The following is a 16697-nucleotide window of genomic DNA, read 5'->3' on the forward strand; positions in this document are numbered from 1 at the left end:
TTAATATACACTTGCGAATTCATCATAGCTCACTGCCGTGATCGCAAGAGTCTTTGTAGAATCTGTGTTATTCAGAATATAATATACCGTGCCGCTGTAAGTAGTCTTTTCAAGCTTGTAAGTACCACTTAAGACATCGGATTTTACAGTCACATTGTCTCCGCTTATGCTGTAGGTTCCCTTTGCAGCCTTGTTTGAAGAAATGTTCTTAATGTCCATAGTCTTGTCCGCCCTGAACTGAACCGCATACTTCACCTTGCTCACGCTCTGCATAGCCCATGTCCCATGGATCTCGCTGTTTGATGCCGCAGTATCCTTTGCCGGAGCAGTGCTTCCAGGAGTTGTCGGATTTGTTGGTGTAGTCGGGTTTGTAGGATTTGTTGGAATTGAAGGCTCAAACGGGAAAAGTCCGTTGCCCATGCTTATGTTTACCTTATACGCAGGATTGCCTTCCCACTTCGTTTCTCCGCCCATCTGATTGGCAACAAATGACAGAGGCACCATCATACTTGTACCCATAATTACAGGAGGAGCATCCATCTCGACAGATTTTCCATTGACTTTCGCGGTAGTGCTGTTCTTAGTAAGCTCAACCTCGATTCCTTCACGCGTCCCTTTTGCCGTGCTCGTAGCCGTGTTCCATTTTATATCCTTCTCAGCTACACCGATAGCAAGGAAAAGCGACTTGAAGGGTATCATTACTCTTCCTTTAGTCTCATCCAGTACTGCAGGATGTCCCACAACTGTCATCGGCGCTCCATCGACGATAACAGTCACATTGTCCTTAGCCAGGGCATATCCCGGCGTCGCAAAAGCTCCTCCAGCCAGAAAAACAATGCCCGCAGTACAGATACTCAAAAATCTCTTCATTATATTACCTCCAGATTACACGTTTTCATGTCAAAAAACAAAAATAATTGTAAATATCCTACTCTATTCTATCAAATAAATTTAACGATTCCATGACAGTCATATTACAATATAGTATTACAATTATATCATGGACACGCCAATAAATCAAAACATACCTGTTCTTATATCGTTCCCGCATAAAATCCTTATAAAATCATATTTTTTATGTTTTTTGGTTTAATGTGATAATATATCTGTAAACTTTCTGTAATTTTTAACTGACACCGTTCTTTTTGTCATATTCCATAACTGTTGGTCTTATCGATTTTCCCGGTAACCATTTTACTGACACACTAAACATGCAAACCCCAATTGTAACTATTTTGTAATAAAAAGCTTTTCAATGCAGATAAAGCATGCTATAATTGGTAATGTTAAGAAAGAGAAACGGAGGACAACGCAAATGATAAAGCTTCAACCCATTAAGAAGAAGCAGACCATCTTACGCAGCCCCTATCTATTCATCCTGGCATCTTTGGTATGCCTTGTTGGCTCTTTGTTCTACTTCCAGCCTGGTGTTGGATACGAGATAGTCTCAAATGGAGAACATGTCGGATATGTAAAGACAAAAGCACAGGCAGAACAAACAGTGGAAAGCTTTAACAGACAAATAAGAGATGAAAAAGGTGAAGCCGCAACATATGACCTTAATGTAGCATATCAAAAGGGAAAAATGGATAATAAAGAATTCACCAGCACAGATGTAATGAAGCAGAATTTTGAACAGTCACTCGACATCAGAATGCCTGCATATATCATCAAATCTGACAACAAGGCAGTAATGGCAGTAAAAGACGAAGAAACGGCACAAAAAGTACTTAATGCTGTAAAACAACCCTACGTCGTAAAGTCAGATTCATCAAAGATAAGCAATGTAAGAGTAAACTTTATACAGGACGTAGAAATACTTAAGCTTGAAAAAGTTTCAGAAGAAAACATACTTGAATCACACGAAGCACTCTCAAAAGTGAACCCAAGCGCAGCGGTATCGCGTTCCAAGCTCACCAGAAGCCTCGTTCCTGAGACAAATACAATAGCACAGCTTTTTGACATAAAGACATCATACGAAGAAAAAGGAACAGTGGCAGTAGCACCTGGAGTACAAAAAGTAGCAGACCCTACTATGAAGATAGGACAGACTAAAGTCAAGACAGAAGGAAAATCCGGAGTCAGAGAAGTAAACCGTCTTGTCACAATGGTAAACGGAAGTGTAGTAGAAAACAAGGTACTGACACAGAAAGTGGTTGAAAAGCCACAGGATAAAATAGTTCTGTACGGAACAAAGAGCACTGCAAGCGGAGTAGTAGGAATCGCAAAGCAGTACCTGGGAACTCCATACAGATGGGGCGGAACTACCCCAAGAGGATTTGACTGTTCAGGATTTACATCATATGTATACAGACAGCTGGGAGTATCACTTCCAAGAACGTCATATTCACAGTCTCGAGCAGGCACAAGCGTATCGAGATCAGAGCTTCAGCCGGGTGACCTTGTTTACGGACCAGGACACGTAGGAATATATGTAGGTGGAGGATCATACATCCATGCACCGCAGCCGGGACAGAGCGTAAAGATATCTCCGTTGTCACAGTTCAGAAACTTCTCACACGGAGTAAGAGTAATGTAATCACAGACTTCAAAATCATAAATTGACATCAAAACACCAGTCGAATCGACTGGTGTTTTTTTACGCCCTTTTTCAAAATCTTCATCCCCTGATTTCTTCATATCTTACTATCTCCCCATCCTTCATGTATGCTATAGCATCAGAGAGCCTTCTCGCCTCCTGGGTATCATGGGTCACGAGCACAGTAGTGAGCTCAGATTCCCTCTGAAGTTCAAGCAGCAGATTGCCTATCTCAAGCCTGAGCTCCTCGTCAAGGCTAGAAAAAGGCTCGTCCAGAAGCATTACAGACGGCCTTACGGCAAAAGCCCTGGCAAGAGCTACTCTCTGCATCTGTCCCCCGGAAATCTGGCTTATCCTTCTGTCCTCAAGTCCTTCAAGCCTCACTTTCTCAAGCTGCTCTCTTGCAATCTCACGGTACTGCTGCTTCTTCATGCCGCTCATCTTAAGAGCGAACTCCACGTTCTCAGCCACCGTCATATGAGGAAAAAGCCTCAGGTCCTGAAACACTATGACAACCCCTCTCCTGTGCACAGGCACACCGAGCACGGATTTTCCATCTATAAGCACATCGCCCGAGGACGGCTCTATAATCCCGGCTACTGTCTTGAGCAGAGTGCTCTTGCCGCATCCAGAAGATCCCAGAAGCGATATCAGCTGCCCTGTCTTTACCTCGAGGCTGACATTCTTAAGTATATGTTTCTTTCCGAGCTCTACATTTATATCAGTCAGAAAAAGCCTGTTCATATTTCCTCCTCGCAAAAAACTCCATCACTCCAAATACAATCATCAGCGTCATTATGAAAAGCGTAGCATAAGCAGAGGCCACAGTCCTGTCCCCGCTCTGTATATAGGGCACCATCACTACCGACAGCGTCCTCACCCTTCCTCCGCCAATAAGCAGCGTGAGGAAGTACTGGCTGAACGATACTATATACGCCATGCTGAGAGACGACAATACTCCCGGCATCATAACAGGAAGGCTGACATGCCAGAAAGCCTTCAGCGGACTCACTCCCAGCACCTGAGCCTGAAGCTCCAGCCGGTCTCCCGCCATGGCCGTTATGTCCGTCATAATGCTCACCGTATATGGCACCGAATATATCATATGCACCAGCAGAAGCCCAGTCCAGGTATCTCCAAGCCCCATCCTCAGAAATACCACATGAACCCCCATCGCAAAAGACGCCGAAGGAACTATCATGGGAAGCATGCTGAAAAACGAGACCAGCTTCTTTCCCCTGAAATCATAGAGCACCAGCGCCCGGGCCGCCATTATACCCGTCAAGGTAGCAAGAATGGCCACGCAGGCTGACAGCATTACGCTCGAAAAAAGCACCTCCACCATGCCTGCATCCGAAAACATACTCTTCAGCGCCCTCAGCGAAAATGCCGATGGAAACAGCTCCGGCCACTGCCACCTTCCAAAGAATATCCACACAGGAAGTATCAGAAGCGGAACCGTTATGCAAAGCGCGGCAAAGTAAAGCACCATATTCGCAGCCTTGCTTTCCCTTATGCCTGATAATTTCCTATTCATAATGCTTCCCCTCGATCCTCTCCGCCTTCTTCGTCAGCCAGTAATATATCACCGAAATCCCAAGCGTGATCACAAGTATTATGCCATTCATCGCCATCGCATATGCCCTGTGCCGCAGATCCGGATGCATGTACTCTATATATGCCTGCACCGGAAGCGCTCGCGGCGTTGTCGCTCCCAGTAGAAACGGCAGCTCATACGCTCCAAACGCGAAGGCGAATATAATAACGAAGGCCTTGTTTATTACCGGAAGACACAGCGGCAGCACTATATGGAAAAACGACTGCAGAGGACTCGCTCCCAGGTTTCTGGCAGCCTCCCCAAGCCTGTCATCTATGCTCGACATGAATGACAGCACGAAATAAGCCACAAAAGGCGCTTCCTTCCATATATATCCAATTATGACCCCTGCGCTGTCGCTTCCAAACAGTATCATCGGAAAATCCTCAGGTGAGGATACCAGCCCTGCCGCGTACATGAGCCGCGAAAAAAGCCCGCTCTGGGAAAATATTATGATGACAAAAAATGCCACAACAGTATGCGGCACCAGTATCGGAATCCTTATTATGTCAGTCATCCTCGCAAAAAGCCTGCGTGAGGACCTTCCTCTCGAGGATACGAGCACGCTGCAGAGCGAGACTCCTGCAGCCACCGAAATGACCGATGACACAAGAGCCGTATGAAGACTGGTCTTTACAGACGCAAAAAGCGCAGGATCAGAAATCACTGCCCTGTAATAGTCAAGCGTAAGCTCTCTCATCTCAAACGCCGGTATATATCCAAGGCTCTGGATGAGCGCATTGCACACACCCAGAGCAAATATTGCCCCCAGAAATATAAGCGGAGACAGGAGAAGATATGGATACAGTTTCTTCATATATATTTCCTTCCATGCAGCCGGATCAGCCGGCCAGATATTATTGCCCCGCTACTTCTTCGAGCCAGATCTCTTCTATTATCGGAACAAGCTTTGCAGGCATTTCAGGAAGCCTCTTTGAAAGAAGCTCATCCTGAGCTATGGTTCCCTCTCCAATATCCACAGCATCAAAAAGCGCCTTCTCCTCATCAGAAAGCAGCTCATGTGAAACCACCGGAAGAGTCTTGAGTACATCAAGCTGACTCGCCTGAATCTGCGCAGACAGCATCTCATTTATGAGTACCATCGCACCCGCCTTGTTGGGAGCATTCTGTGCAATCGCCATGTAATTCGTATTTCCTATCATTCCATTTTCAAACAGGAATGTTCTAACCGTAGCAGGGTAAACCCCGTCCGCTATGCTGAGCGCCGCAGAATAAGGTGAATAGCTCATGTTTATAGCAAGCTCTCCATCAGCGAACATGTTATCCATGAGCGTCGAGGACGCAGGATAAGTCTTGCCCTGGTTCCACAGATATGGACTCAGCTCCTTAAGATACTCCATTGCAGGAGCTATCGCAGCTCTTACAGTTTCCTTGTCCGCCTCCATGTCAGCAAAAATCTCATGTCCTGATATATCATAAATAACGTTCCTTACAAACGCACTTCCTGTAAAATCAGGCAGCGCAGGGTATGTCACCTTGCCAGGATATTTCTTTGCATATTCCATAAGCTCGGCTGTATTCTTTGGAGTCTCAGGGTTAAGCGCGCTGTCATTCATCAGCACTAGCTGAGCTTTTCCGTACGGCGCCTCAAATCCCTCCACAGGATATCCAAAATCATACAGATTCTCAACATCCTGAGCATCTACAAGGCTCTTGTAGTTTGGCAGCTGCTCTGCAAAAGGTCCGAACAGCAGCCCGTTTTCCTTCGCAGAATAGAAATTCTCGCCATTTATCCAGATTACGTCCACAGAACCTGCCTCAGTGCCTGCCTGCTTCTCTCCGGAAAGCTTTGACAGTATCTGATCGATGTCCATCGGAACTCTCTCAAGGGTGATGTCATAGTTTTCCTTAAGCGAGGATGCCACCACTGTGTCGAGCCATTCATTTCGCTTGTCATCTCCGCCCCAGCCGTAAAAAGTCACCTTAGTGCCTCTTGCCTGCTCTGTTATTTGCTCAAAATCCGCCGAAGCGTCAAAACCTGCTTCCTTGTCGGCATCACCGGATGTACCTGTTCCTGAGCAGCCCGCAAGGAGCGTCACGCCCATCACCGCCGCCGTAAAAATAGCTATAAGTCTTTTCTTCATTATTCTATTCCTTTCATATTTTAATATTAAGATAAGCGCTATATACCTCGTCCTCAAAAACCTTAGAATCCTTTATGACCGGAAGATTGACCCTGACAGGCGTGCCGTTTCCAAGCAGCCTTCCCGATTTCATAGAGTCTTCGTCCGGATTTATCACGCAAAAAGAGTCCTCAAAAAGCTCCCTCTTCATTATATACGCTGCAGAAACCACGTCCCAGTTATAAAAGCCCTCTATGTCGTACTTCTTCATGCAGTCATACCAGTACGACGTCTTTTCGTCGATGTATCTGGCAATCCCAGTCTTCGAGCCGCCGAGACGTTGCCTGTGGCCTTCATGTGAAAAAAATGCCCTCAGGCAGTTGTTTCCCGTAACTATACTGAGATTCTTCGCCTCCCTTATGACCCCGAGCGCTGCTGAGCTGTCACAGGAGAAGTTGAGCTCATTCATTATCTTTCCATTTATATACAGAGTCTGCGTTATGCCACCCATGAGGCACACTCCAGCAAGGTTTTCAAAAAAGCTCCGATCCTTAAGAAATGCTCCGTATACATTAGTCAGAGACCCGGTCGCAAGCAGGAATATCTCTCCCCTGAAGCGCGCTGCCATCTCCGCAAGAAAATCCGAAGCCTCGCTCTCATAGTCGCCCTCACAGGCGCCTCCCCGAAGAAGAGGAATATGATCCAGTCCCAGCTCATCTATCATGAGGCGGGTATTTGAAAAGACCGTATCAAGGTCGCTGTTTCCATATGTAGCGGTTATCCCCACTATCTCTGCATCCATTCCGAGAAGATAAAGCAGAGCGAGACCGTCGTCCACGTCGCATCCGCTTACTCCAAAGGTATTGTCGCAGTCAAACAAAATCTTCATAAAACCTCCATTCGCAAAAACTGTACTTCCTGACAGAATTTCTACATAAGCCTTTTAATTATATCATATCCGGCGTTTCAGTTGAATGTCACAGAAAAAACACCTTATAGATATTTTCTTTAAGCTTTATAAAATACGGCTATAAGACTTGTTTTTGAAGCTGATGAAGAATTTAGGGTATATAGATTGCATAAATGATAAAAAAGGAGCGTGATATCATGATCAAAAAAATCGTTATGCTGTCTCTAGTCGCTGTGATGTGCATTTTTCCGGGCTTCATGCATCAGAGCTTTGCCGCAGAAGGCATCCGCATCGAGATTGACGGCAAGCCTCTGGCGCCCGGGGTGGCGCCTGTTATCGAAAATGGCCGGACCATGGTGCCCTTCAAGGCAATATTTGAAGCCCTGGGTCTGAAGATTGACTGGATTGCCCAGCAGCGCATTGCCACAGCGTACAACGGCGAAATGAACATTTCCATCAAGATTGATGCGCCATATGGGAGCATCGACGGAGAGCTTGTAAGGCTGGATGCTCCGGCTAAAATCGTGAACGGACGCACGCTTGTACCTCTCAAATTTATCTCCGAAGCGTTTGGAAACGAGGTCAGATGGGATGCAAAGAAGCGCCTGATTTCAATAAAGAGCGGCTTCAGGCCTTACATCTACACCGAAGCCCTGCCGACTGTCGACTCTCTTGAAAAGCTTAAGCTTATACTTGAGTATGCCGGCAAATATTCAAACTATATCTATCCATATCGCGATGATTTTACCGCCGCGCCTTCAGTCAATGACGGAAAAGGAGATATGCCTTCAGCGCAGCCTGAATCCGCGCCATCTGCCGGCGATGACCACAGCACAACTAATGTTCAGGTTGCGGGCGTGGACGAGGCCGATATCATAAAGACTGATGGCAGGACTATTTATCAGCTGCGCTCAGGAGACATAAAGATCACGGATATATCCGCGGCAAGCCCGAAAAATATCGCGACCATCAATTCCGACGATGGCTTTGCCGTTTCAGAGCTTTATCTGCATGAAGGCAGGCTCATAGTAATAGGCACAAGACAGATGTTTTATCCTATGGCGGAAAGAATCGTGCCCGATATTATGCCGATGCCTCCGATGACACCGAAAACTCGCATATATTTTTATGATGTGACTGCTCCTGAGTCACCAAAGCTCATCAGAACGTTTGAAGGTGATGGCAGCTACATGACCTCCCGTCTGTCAGAAGGCAGTCTCTATATGGTTCTGAACAAGCCGATTTCGACTTATTCAATGACCGCTGAGAGCGTACTGCCTGCCTTTACTGATACGCTTGTGTCCTCCAGTGGAAATGTCGTGAGCAGATCAGTAATCGGCTTTGAATCGCTCAGGTACTTCCCTGATACTGTAGAGTCCAACCTGATGATTACCCTCGGCTTCGATCTTGAGCTTATGAATAATGCGCCGCACAAGATGGCATATCTTGGAAGCAGCACAAACCTCTTTGCCGACTCTGAATCCATGATAGTAGCCCTGGACCGTTACCACTATGACTACAGAGCTCAGGGCGGCATCACAATGCCTGTATTCACCAACACGACTGAGCTCTACAAATTCCTCTTAAGAGATGGAATGGTAAGCTTCAGCGCCAAGGGTTCGGTGCCCGGACGCGTGCTCAATCAGTTCTCGATGGATGCCTATAACGGAAACTACCGCATTGCTACCACATCAGGCGAAACCTGGTCCGATACGTCCCAAAATAACATCTACGTTCTGGACAGCAGCATGAAGCTCAAAGGAAAGCTCGAAGGCCTTGCGCCCGGCGAGCGCATATTCTCTGCGAGATTCGTGGGCGAAAGAGCCTACCTGGTCACCTTCAGGCAGGTGGATCCATTCTATGTTATAGACCTCAAGAACCCGTCTCAGCCTGCAGTCCTTGGATATCTCAAAATCCCCGGCTTCAGCGACTATCTGCACCCTTATGACTCAAACACCATAATCGGATTCGGAAAGGATATCATCGAAACGGCGAACGGGCCTGTAGTCGGAGGCATAAAGATCGCCATGTTCGACGTGACCGACGTCAGCAAGCCTGTTGAAAAAAGCAGGATCCTGCTTGGAAGCTCAGGAAGCTACTCCGAGGTGCTTTACAACCACAGGGCACTGCTCTTCTCAAAAGACAAGAACCTGTTCGCACTTCCGGTCATGCTGTACTCCGGTTCAGGCACGGGAAACCGTTTCAGTTTCCAGGGAGCGTATGTCTACAGCGTAAACCCTTCGACCGGCTTTGTTTTACGGGGCACCTCCACTCATCTTACGCAGCCCGAGATTGACGACAGCGCTCTGAAATGGTATGATACCTCCAAAAACGTCAGCCGCATCATCTGGTCTGGCTCCAGGCTCTATACGATTTCAGATTACGGAATAAAAAGCCACGATCTTGCGACCATGGCTGAGAAAGGCTTCTTGAAATACTGATGAAAAATGCAAAAGGAGAGCCACGGCTCTCCTTTTGAAAATCATTTACTCTTTCAGTTTCCTGTAAAGCGTTGCCCTGCTTATCCCAAGTTCCCTTGCTGCTCTTTCCTTGCCGCTAAGATCATTGCCAAACATCCTTACTGCTTCTTTTATATAGAACTTCTCTACTTCGCACAGAGGAATTATTTTCGTAACAGGTCCCATTATATCAGAATTCAATACCCTTTTAGGCAGATCATCCCTTGATATCCAGGTATTTCGAGTAAAGTTCACCGCGTATTCGACTACATTCTGAAGCTCCCTTATATTCCCGGGCCAGTGATATTTCAGAAGCAGCTCCTCGGCTTCCTTTTCAATCCCATCTATACTCTTGTCGAGTATTTCCGAGTATTTATTGATATAATATTTAAGCATTAGCCTTATATCTTCGCTTCTTTCCCTCAAAGGGGATATATGCATGGGAATTACATTCAGCCTGTAAAAAAGATCTTCCCTGAATTCACCAAGTTTCATCATTTCCTCCAGATCCCTGTTTGTGGCAGTCAATATCCTTATATCCACGCTTATTTCCCTTGCCGACCCGACCCTTTCAATCTTCTTTTCCTGAACAGCTCTGAGCAGCTTTGCCTGAAGATGTATCGGTATTTCCCCCACCTCATCCAGAAAAAGCGTGCCTTTGCTGGCAAGCTCAAACTTTCCTATCTTGCCGCCCTTCATTGAACCCGTAAACGCCCCCTCCTCATGCCCGAACAGTTCACTTTCAAGAAGATTCTCTGGTATAGCTGCACAGTTGACAACCACGAAAGGCCCATCGCTCCTCGAGCTGTTGCAATGTATGGCGCGCGCTATAAGCCCTTTTCCTGTCCCGCTCTCACCCTGTATCAGCACTGTGGAATTGCTTTTTGAAAACTCCATTATCTCCGTCTTAAGCTTCCTCACATCAAAGCTCTCCCCGATTATCTCATCCATGGAAAACTGAACGAAATTGTTAGTCACGCGGTTTACCTCATCATAGAGATCCATCTTTTTCTTGAAATAGAATATAGCCCCCCTGAACACTCCATTGACCTTTATGATGTCCGTTCCCACGATTATCTCTATTTCGCTGCCCTTGATATTGAAGCTGAACTCCACCTCTTCTTCCGCGGCGCAGCTGTTTATGTATTCTTTGAACTTTGGATTTCCTGTCACCTTCAGAATCTGGTCGCTCGGATAATCATCCGAAACTCGGAAAAGCTTTCTGAATCTCTTGTTGCAGTGAATTATCTTCCTGTTTTCATCTATCCCAAGTATCGGCATGTCTATCGATTCCACAATCATCGAGAACTTTTCCTGAAAAGCCCTGAGCTCAATATTCTCCTCCTTCTCTTCAAGCTTGCTTATTATGAGCTCTGACATGTTGTTTATGAATCCTATGAAGAACTCGCGCTTTGAAAGCAGCTTCTGTTTTGACTCGGCAGAATTAGCATATATTCCTATGGCTCCTATTACCTTTTCGCTTCTCAGTATCGGTATCGCAATTATTGCCATAACCGTGCATTCCAGATAGCTTTCGCACAGAAGACATCCCGGGCTTCCGGTTTCGCGCTCCTCGACTACAATAGTCTCTTTCTTCTTTATCGCGCTGTTAAGGATCGATTCTCTGTTTATGTAATGTTCTTCTTCTACCGCCTTCTCCGAGTCCGCCAGCAGCCTCATGTTCTGATCGCATACCAGAATCTCCATCTCCAGGACAGAAGAAATTATATCTGCCGTCTTCTGTACATATTCCTGAATCCCTAAAATCTCAAGCATCTGAAACCTCCTTAAAACCTCTTTGTATTTTTAGATTATATCAGATAACATGCAAAAAATCAGCACAGGTTTTGATGCCCATGCCGATTTTTCCCGCCCTATTTCTTTCCAGTCCTTGCATATTCGTAAATCTGATCGGCCGTCATGCCTTCAAGCCCGAGCTTCGCAAGAGTCCTGCTTTCTTCCATGTTCCAGAAATCTTCGTTCAGCACCTTGCAGCACATATCTACCACCAGATTCATCGAATCGACATCGCAGCCCACGAGCCTTCCAAGCTCCACAAACGGTATGAGCCCTGTAGGAACATCTTCATATATATACCTTGTTCGTATGTCCGCTGATGCATATATAGAATCATAGGCATCTACTTTTTTGAACACCTCAGACAGACTGTCACCTGTCGTATTATATTCCGTATCATACTGCATATACATGCTGAATATATTCCTGCCCAGCTCAAGCCCCAGCTTTTCCCCTATTGCTATTCTTTCCCTGTCCATTCTTTCAATGAACGCTCCCATGGTCTCCCCAATTCCCTCATGGTAATACTTGAATCTATTCCCTGACTCTGCCCAGTTGCAGTTCATCAGAGTAGGGCCCGGATGCACAAGCGGATTCGTGTTGTCCATGCTAGTAACGAATACATTCTCCCCCATTACCAGCTCCGGTATTGCATGCCCTATGAGACTGTAGAGCCTGTCGTTCTGATCCGCAGGAAGAGCCGCGGCTATAAGCCTGTCCTTCACTCCACCTATCATGACCTTGCCGGGCGCCGTAGCCCTGCATGCGAACAGAAGCGTGTTAGTCTCTCCTATCGTTATGTCCTTCTCGAACCCGCTTTCTTCAAGCGCCTTCTTGAATGCAAATGCCCCGAAAGTAGATGCAGGATGCAGCAGCACCACCTGATCTTCAGTTATATATTTTGAGCATTCTGCCGCTATTTTTCCATGATATGTCGATGGATTAACGACTATGATCATATCAGCCCCTTCTATGACCTCCCGCAAATTGCCCGTTATGAGCTTTGGAGTCCCCGTCATATCGAGCGCTCCCGAAAGCTCTATAGAACCTGCCTTCTTCAGCTGAGCAACATTTTCTTCAAGAAAGTCAAACAGTCTTACCTCATATCCCTTGGCCGCAAGATAACCAGCTGTCGCCTGTCCCCCGTTACCGGCTCCGATTACTGCATATTTTATATCTTTCATAATCCCCTCCTAAAAAGGTCCCCAGTTTATGGTTACCGCAAATGCAAGCACTGCCATTACCCAGATCGACCACTTTATTACCAGCTTGTACGCAAACTTGAACCATGATGAAAATGTCACTCCTGCAAGTCCCAGAGATGCCATCAGAACTGAGTGAGTAGGCGTTATCATGTTCCAGAAACCATCTCCCGACTGAAATGCAAGCACAGCCGTCTGACGGGTTATCCCTATCACATCGCTCAGCGGAGATATTATCGGCATTACTACAACCGCCTGTCCCGTCGAGGAAGGAATGAAGAAGTTTATTATGCCCTGAGAGAAATATATCCCCCATGCCGCAAATATGCTGCTCATGCTCGAAAGCGGTATGGACATCCAGTAAACCAGCGTATCCATTATCTGACCGTCCTGCATTATAACGAGTATGGCTCTTGAGAATCCTACGAAAAGCGCTGCCGTCGCCATCTCACTTGCGCCCTCTATGAATGAATTCACGCACTTCTCAAAATTCCCCTTGTAGTAGATCATTCCTATGACAAAGCCCATTGCGATGAAAAGTCCGGATATCTCTTCAAGGTACCATCCCTGCTTGAGCACTCCAAGCATAAGCCCGGCAATCGTCGCAACCAGTATAAACAGTATCGTCTTGTCTGTCCCGCTCAGCTTCTTTGCCTCAAATTCATCAAATATCGCGCCCGTCCTGCTGTCCGTCCTGCCTTCATTCTCAGCCTTGAACTTCCTTCCATGACTTATCGTATGCTGAACTGCAATCAGTATAGAACCCGCCATCAGCAGCACCCTGATGCCCATGCCCGAAAACATCGGAAGCTCTGCTATTCCCTGGGCTATGCCTGTATTGAATGGATTCAGCACCCCCGGCGAATATCCTGCGTATATTCCTACAACAACCATTGACACCCCGACTATAGGATCAAATCCAAGCTTTGCCGATACCGCAACCAGGATCACGATGAACGGCAGCGCCTCTTCTGCCATTCCAAATGTCGCTCCGCAGAGCGCAAAGCTCGTCATGATAACTCCGACAAGTATAGTCTCCTTGCCCTTGAACTTTACCACGAGGTTCTCAAGCCCCGTAGTTATGGCACCCGTACGGGTAACTATTCCAAATGCTCCCCCGGTTACAAATATGAATGCTATTATCTCCGATGCCTCAAGGATACCCCTGAAAACAGAAGAAAGATAGCCCTTCAAGGTCGTAGGGTTTGATGCTATCGACTGATACGTCCCTGCCTGAACAAGAGTCCTTCCGGTCTCCTCATCCACCACCCTTGCAAACTCGCCTGCCGGTATTATGTAGGTCAATGCCGCCACAACCGTTATTATCATGAGCAATAGCGCTGCCGTGTCTGGCATCCTGAGCCTTAACCTGCTCTTGCCAGAATCTGTCAATTCTTTTCTTTTTTCCATAACTCCTCCTTAAAAATTATAAAATTTTGAAAATTGCTGCTGCTCATATTCAATTGCAATTATCATGCCAAATTTCATAATTCAGCATTTCCAATACTCTCTGATCCAATCCGCCGTTTTCAGATGGCCTGTTTCTCAAATCGAGAAATATCCATGCCCGATATTCTCAATCTGAGAAATATTCCGTAAAGGCTCCATACACATGCTGATTCCCGCCTGTCTGATTCTTATTTTGAGAATATGGCCGAAAAAAAACCACCTTCTGAGTTTTTGAAGGTGGGGCATTGAATATTTATAAAATTGTAGCTTCAAGCCCGGACTCAAGCCTTGCTATCCTGCTCATCATATAGTCCCGGTGCCACTTGACAGCATCAAGTCCGCTTACCGTTTTTTTGACTTCCTCAAGAAAATCCTCCATACGAAAGGTTTCGATCACATAAACCGCCACTTCAAAATCGGTGTTGTCTGCGCCAAACTGGCTTTTTCTGTCAACAGTGCCACAGAATGCGAAATTGAAGTCAAACAGAGGAGAAAGACCCATGACCTCATTCTGGTCATCATATTCAAATGCCCAGTTCTGGTGATGCCTGTCAATATTCCCGGTAATGTAGTCACAGATTATCATCTTGAGAAAATTATCTTTTCCGTACTTTACTCCCATTTCAAACAGATTGCTGCATCCTGAAAAATCAATAAATTCATCCGCACTCACCCAGTGCATGTATTCAGTCGTCAGAATCTTCGTTTTGCTGCAAAATAAATCTTCATACTCAGCGCTCTCATATTCTGCATGAGAAATATTCAGCGCTCCCAAAAGCTTTGATACGGTAACTTCTGCCTCTATGTCTTTGAGTTCCTCGTCCATGCTCGCCTTGAGGAGGCAAATGTCTCCGTCCTCTCTTATCAGGCACTTTGCCCACGAGCCGATAAGCGTAAGCTCCGGACTCAGCTTTTCCAGTGATGTTATATTTCTGCTGCCAGTTATGGCTATCAGTCCAAAAATCCTGTCCCATTCTTTCTTGTACAGATTTACATCTTCATAGCATATACCGCTGTCAGCGGCTTTTATCCAGTATGGATCAAAAAGCGAAAGCGCCCCATACTCAAGAGCTATCTCCAGAGCCCCTGACCTGTCTCGAGGCTTTCCAAGGATCATATACATGAAATCTGCATTTTTTCTGGATAAAGGAAGCGTTCTCTTGATGAGCCATTCACGCAGGTCCACAAGCATATCTCTGCTTTTCTGAAGATAAAAAGGCATCAGCTTATGATTCCTGATTTCATAGCTTTTCTGTTTGAAGTCAAACTCCATTATAATGCTGTCCTTATGCATAAGGAAGTATCTCTGCTGCCGTACATCTCCTTCAAATCTGAGTTCCATCCCGATCAACTCCTTACCAAAAATCCTACATTCCCATACCTGCAAAATACGGGCTCTCAAACAGCAGCTTAAGCTGCTTCTGCTGTACCATCAGGCCACTGAGCTTGTTCTCGAGCTCGAGCCTTGAGATCATGGTGTTGTCGTACATGTTCTTTGATACCATTCCGAGGTCATACTGAACCTGAAGGGTCTTCAGCTGATAATTCAGCTTTTCGAGCTCTATCTTCATTATCTCTATGTTCTGCTGCAGCTGCTGCAGATTCGCATAGTTCTTGTCCACATTCAGCTTTGCATTCTTTATGGTCTGGCTGAGGTCAAGCTCGGCCACGTTCTTATCATCTCTCGTGCTCTTGTAATCCATTGACGGAGGATTTGGCTGATTTCCCGCAAGATATGAAAGATACTGGAAGTTGTATATCTCAGGATAGTTCTGGAATGTCGTAGTCTTGTTCTCTACCTCATTCTTCTTAGCAAGTATGGAGATGTCAAAATTCTCTATGTTCGCCTTGTATCTCTGAATATCATCCGCTTCCATCTCGAGCGTTTCATAAACCATGCCCAGAGGCACCAGCTCATACTTCTCTTCTATCTTTGATATTCCCGTGTTTTTCTCAAGCTCTGCAAAAAGCTCATCCAGCTTTATCTCAAGTAGCATCAGGTCATTCTTAAGCGCCTTGTTCCCTGCAATCGCAAGATCAAGATCATTCTTCGAAAGCATCCCCAGGTCATACTGCTTCTGCTTGAGCCTTATGTTGGCATCGCCCTGAGCGATCTTCTTCTTAGTCAGCTCTATTGTGTCCAGCTGCTGCTCGATGTTGTTGAACAGGCCTGCTATCGTTATCTTAAGGCTCTCTGAATCCACGGTCTTCTGTCTCTTCAGCAGCTCTCTCGTAGTCGTCAGCGTAGTATTGTATATCTCCATGTTGGCGAGAGTTCCCACGAGCATGTCCGAATCCTCTATGAGAAACAGCGTGTCATAGCTCGTGAACAGATCATCTATCTTGTCCTGCACCGTCTCTCTCTGAAGCTCTGCCATCTTTGTAGTTATGCTGTGCTCTACTGCCTTCTTTATGGCTGTCTCATAATCCAGGGGAAGCTTTGCCACCGGTTCTTCTTCCTTAGGGGTATAAGGCTGCACTTTTGTCACAGGAATCGGTCCAGCCGCATATGCCTGATTCATCGCAGGAGCATAAAGCCCTGAGCACAGGAGGGCCGCAAGCGAAACCGAAGCTATCTTCTTTACGCCTGTCCTTTTATTCTTGAAATTATTTCTTAGATTATTTTTCAAAATATCACCTCATGTTTTCACTGATATAAT

General features: G+C 46.1%; 13 protein-coding genes. 2 read left to right on the forward strand and 11 right to left on the reverse strand.

Annotated features, from left to right (window positions below):
• Positions 1-870 carry a copper amine oxidase N-terminal domain-containing protein gene (locus AC4PGZ_RS10015; RefSeq protein WP_492158479.1) on the reverse strand — a complete coding sequence of 290 codons (870 nt, stop codon included), beginning with the start codon at positions 868-870 and terminating at the stop codon, positions 1-3.
• A 445-nt stretch (positions 871-1315) separates the two neighbouring features.
• On the opposite strand from AC4PGZ_RS10015, the gene AC4PGZ_RS10020 reads away from it, so the two are divergent.
• Entirely contained in the window at positions 1316-2539 is a 1224-nt protein-coding gene (locus AC4PGZ_RS10020; protein WP_492158480.1) for a C40 family peptidase, read from the forward strand.
• 81 nt (positions 2540-2620) lie between these two features.
• Here AC4PGZ_RS10020 and AC4PGZ_RS10025 read toward each other — a convergent pair whose 3' ends face one another.
• From AC4PGZ_RS10025 to AC4PGZ_RS10045, 5 genes are read right to left on the reverse strand one after another with little or no spacing between them, the layout of a single operon-like run.
• Positions 2621-3283, reverse strand: coding sequence for an ABC transporter ATP-binding protein (locus AC4PGZ_RS10025; protein ID WP_492158481.1), 663 nt, complete (start codon positions 3281-3283; stop codon positions 2621-2623).
• Positions 3261-4076: an ABC transporter permease gene (locus tag AC4PGZ_RS10030; RefSeq protein ID WP_492158482.1), complete on the reverse strand. Its 816-nt coding sequence runs from the start codon at positions 4074-4076 to the stop codon at positions 3261-3263. Before AC4PGZ_RS10030 ends, AC4PGZ_RS10025 begins: the two co-directional genes overlap by 23 nt.
• Positions 4069-4953 (reverse strand): ABC transporter permease, encoded by an 885-nt coding sequence (locus tag AC4PGZ_RS10035; RefSeq protein ID WP_492158483.1) that lies wholly within the window; start codon positions 4951-4953, stop codon positions 4069-4071. Before AC4PGZ_RS10035 ends, AC4PGZ_RS10030 begins: the two co-directional genes overlap by 8 nt.
• 40 nt (positions 4954-4993) lie before the next feature.
• A complete protein-coding gene (locus tag AC4PGZ_RS10040; protein WP_492158484.1) occupies positions 4994-6241 on the reverse strand; it encodes an ABC transporter substrate-binding protein in 1248 nt (415 codons plus the stop codon).
• 13 nt (positions 6242-6254) lie between these two features.
• A complete protein-coding gene (locus AC4PGZ_RS10045; protein WP_492158485.1) occupies positions 6255-7109 on the reverse strand; it encodes a nucleoside hydrolase in 855 nt (284 codons plus the stop codon).
• Between the two features lie 218 nt (positions 7110-7327).
• Between AC4PGZ_RS10045 and AC4PGZ_RS10050 the strand changes: the two genes are divergently transcribed.
• Entirely contained in the window at positions 7328-9571 is a 2244-nt protein-coding gene (locus AC4PGZ_RS10050) for a beta-propeller domain-containing protein (protein WP_492158486.1), read from the forward strand.
• Between the two features lie 45 nt (positions 9572-9616).
• On the opposite strand, the gene AC4PGZ_RS10055 is transcribed toward AC4PGZ_RS10050, so the two are convergent.
• From AC4PGZ_RS10055 to AC4PGZ_RS10075, 5 genes are all read right to left on the reverse strand, one after another.
• Positions 9617-11365 (reverse strand): sigma-54 interaction domain-containing protein, encoded by a 1749-nt coding sequence (locus AC4PGZ_RS10055; RefSeq protein WP_492158487.1) that lies wholly within the window; start codon positions 11363-11365, stop codon positions 9617-9619.
• Between the two features lie 98 nt (positions 11366-11463).
• Complete coding sequence (locus AC4PGZ_RS10060) at positions 11464-12570, reverse strand: NAD/NADP octopine/nopaline dehydrogenase family protein (protein WP_492158488.1); 1107 nt, start codon at positions 12568-12570, stop codon at positions 11464-11466.
• 9 nt (positions 12571-12579) lie between these two features.
• A complete protein-coding gene (locus AC4PGZ_RS10065) occupies positions 12580-13998 on the reverse strand; it encodes a YfcC family protein (protein WP_492158489.1) in 1419 nt (472 codons plus the stop codon).
• Positions 13999-14290: 292 nt separating this feature from the next.
• Positions 14291-15379: a hypothetical protein gene (locus AC4PGZ_RS10070; protein WP_492158490.1), complete on the reverse strand. Its 1089-nt coding sequence runs from the start codon at positions 15377-15379 to the stop codon at positions 14291-14293.
• Between the two features lie 25 nt (positions 15380-15404).
• The gene (locus tag AC4PGZ_RS10075; protein WP_492158491.1) at positions 15405-16667 is read right to left on the reverse strand and encodes a TolC family protein; all 1263 of its coding nucleotides are present in this window, start codon (positions 16665-16667) and stop codon (positions 15405-15407) included.
• Between the last annotated feature and the right edge of the window lie 30 nt (positions 16668-16697).

This window comes from Proteocatella sp. QWL-06, assembly GCF_058684135.1.

What these genes read in the sequence shown, in the direction of transcription:
- AC4PGZ_RS10025 (WP_492158481.1), bottom strand. Translation starts at nt 3,283, where the DNA reads ATGAACAGGCTTTTTCTGACTGATATAAATGTAGAGCTCGGAAAGAAA.
- AC4PGZ_RS10055 (WP_492158487.1), bottom strand. Translation starts at nt 11,365, where the DNA reads ATGCTTGAGATTTTAGGGATTCAGGAATATGTACAGAAGACGGCAGAT.
- AC4PGZ_RS10060 (WP_492158488.1), bottom strand. Translation starts at nt 12,570, where the DNA reads ATGAAAGATATAAAATATGCAGTAATCGGAGCCGGTAACGGGGGACAG.
- AC4PGZ_RS10070 (WP_492158490.1), bottom strand. Translation starts at nt 15,379, where the DNA reads ATGGAACTCAGATTTGAAGGAGATGTACGGCAGCAGAGATACTTCCTT.
- AC4PGZ_RS10050 (WP_492158486.1), top strand. Translation starts at nt 7,328, where the DNA reads ATGATCAAAAAAATCGTTATGCTGTCTCTAGTCGCTGTGATGTGCATT.
- AC4PGZ_RS10035 (WP_492158483.1), bottom strand. Translation starts at nt 4,953, where the DNA reads ATGAAGAAACTGTATCCATATCTTCTCCTGTCTCCGCTTATATTTCTG.
- AC4PGZ_RS10015 (WP_492158479.1), bottom strand. Translation starts at nt 870, where the DNA reads ATGAAGAGATTTTTGAGTATCTGTACTGCGGGCATTGTTTTTCTGGCT.
- AC4PGZ_RS10065 (WP_492158489.1), bottom strand. Translation starts at nt 13,998, where the DNA reads ATGGAAAAAAGAAAAGAATTGACAGATTCTGGCAAGAGCAGGTTAAGG.
- AC4PGZ_RS10030 (WP_492158482.1), bottom strand. Translation starts at nt 4,076, where the DNA reads ATGAATAGGAAATTATCAGGCATAAGGGAAAGCAAGGCTGCGAATATG.
- AC4PGZ_RS10020 (WP_492158480.1), top strand. Translation starts at nt 1,316, where the DNA reads ATGATAAAGCTTCAACCCATTAAGAAGAAGCAGACCATCTTACGCAGC.
- AC4PGZ_RS10045 (WP_492158485.1), bottom strand. Translation starts at nt 7,109, where the DNA reads ATGAAGATTTTGTTTGACTGCGACAATACCTTTGGAGTAAGCGGATGC.
- AC4PGZ_RS10040 (WP_492158484.1), bottom strand. Translation starts at nt 6,241, where the DNA reads ATGAAGAAAAGACTTATAGCTATTTTTACGGCGGCGGTGATGGGCGTG.